Source organism: Paenibacillus sp. AR247 (assembly GCF_002968895.1).
Taxonomy (GTDB): Bacteria; Bacillota; Bacilli; order Paenibacillales; family Paenibacillaceae; genus Paenibacillus_AQ; species Paenibacillus_AQ favisporus.
Map to the genome: position 1 here is coordinate 1 of NZ_PCZT01000091.1, position 1,323 is coordinate 1,323.

Annotated in this window: 2 pseudogenes; both read right to left on the reverse strand. The window is 44.5% G+C overall.

The features are described from left to right. Positions 1 to 681 (reverse strand): annotated as a pseudogene (locus CPT76_RS36205) (MFS transporter); the annotation flags it as partial. 169 nt (positions 682 to 850) lie between these two features. Continuing rightward, positions 851 to 1,323: pseudogene (locus CPT76_RS36210) on the reverse strand (type 1 glutamine amidotransferase domain-containing protein); the annotation flags it as partial.

Genomic DNA, 1,323 nt, shown 5'->3' on the forward strand with positions numbered 1-1,323 from the left:
AAACAAGACAAGAATGTAAGAGACGGAATTTGCCGAAAATTTTGTAATATCAATTAATATCGGCGAAATATAAGTGAACGACTGTAAAAACTCCTCCAAAACCAAACACTGTCATTAAAAGAGCAACATGAACAGCTGGTCGACGCAGTACACCGAGCTCCTGCCTTAGGCTGGATGGAGATGCTTTTACTTTTGGCACGAGTATGGATATTCCAATCCAAGCAATCAATCCTATTACTGTGATCGTCCAAAAAGTGGATCTCCATCCAAAAGCTTGCCCAATAAATGTGCCGATAGGGACACCCAATATATTTGCGAGTGTCAGACCGGTAAACATGATGGCAATCGCTCCAGCCCGCTTTTCCTTAGGAACCAGTTCAGCTGCGATTACAGATCCAACACCAAAAAAGACCCATGAGTTAATGCTGCCAGGATGCGGGCTACCATTAAAACACCATAGTTCGGTGCAAGAGCAGCCAAAGCATTACCTGCTATGAAAAGAATCATTAGAAAGAGGAGCAACTGCTTTCGTTTCATTCGATGAGTCGCGACTGTGATGATGGGAGCACCTATGGCAACGCCCAGTGCATACCCAGTAATGAGTAGCCCAGCTGATGGGATGGACACCTGCAAGCTTTCTGCCACTTCAGGAAGCAACCCCATAATAATAAATTCGGTCATCCCAATCGCGAATGCCCCTAATGTTAGCGCAAGTAACGCCAATGTGGGGCTTTTACTTGCAGGTTTATTTTCTGTATTTACTGCACCCAAATAAATAACCCCCTATCCATTTATACAAAAAAGAAGCATGGGGCCACTACTTAATATAAACAGCAGCCCCATCACCCCTTTAACCTAGTTTTTCAATAACAGCTCTGGTAACAGTCAGAGTGGACTGAGGATTTTGACCTGTAATCAAATTTCCGTCAACTTCAAGATGGGGTGTCCAATCTGGCGCCGCCACAAAAATGGCTCCCAGTTCACGAAGCTTACTCTCAAGGAGGAAAGGAAGAACATTATCCAAAGCCAGTTTGTGCCTCTTCCATATTTGTGAATGCATTCACTCGCTTACCTGCTACAAGGGGCTGTCCATTCGATAATTTGACTCCTGTTAACCCTGCAGGACCATGGCACACTGCAGCAACTATTTTCCCCGCTTCATAAAAGTTACGGACCAATTGATGAAGGAGTTGATCATCCGGCAGGTCATACATTGTTCCATGACCGCCGGGCAGGAAAACCGCATCAAATTCATGGATAGATACATCACCGATACGAACTGTATTTTCAAGGTGCACTGCGGATTCTAAAATTTCGCTTGGA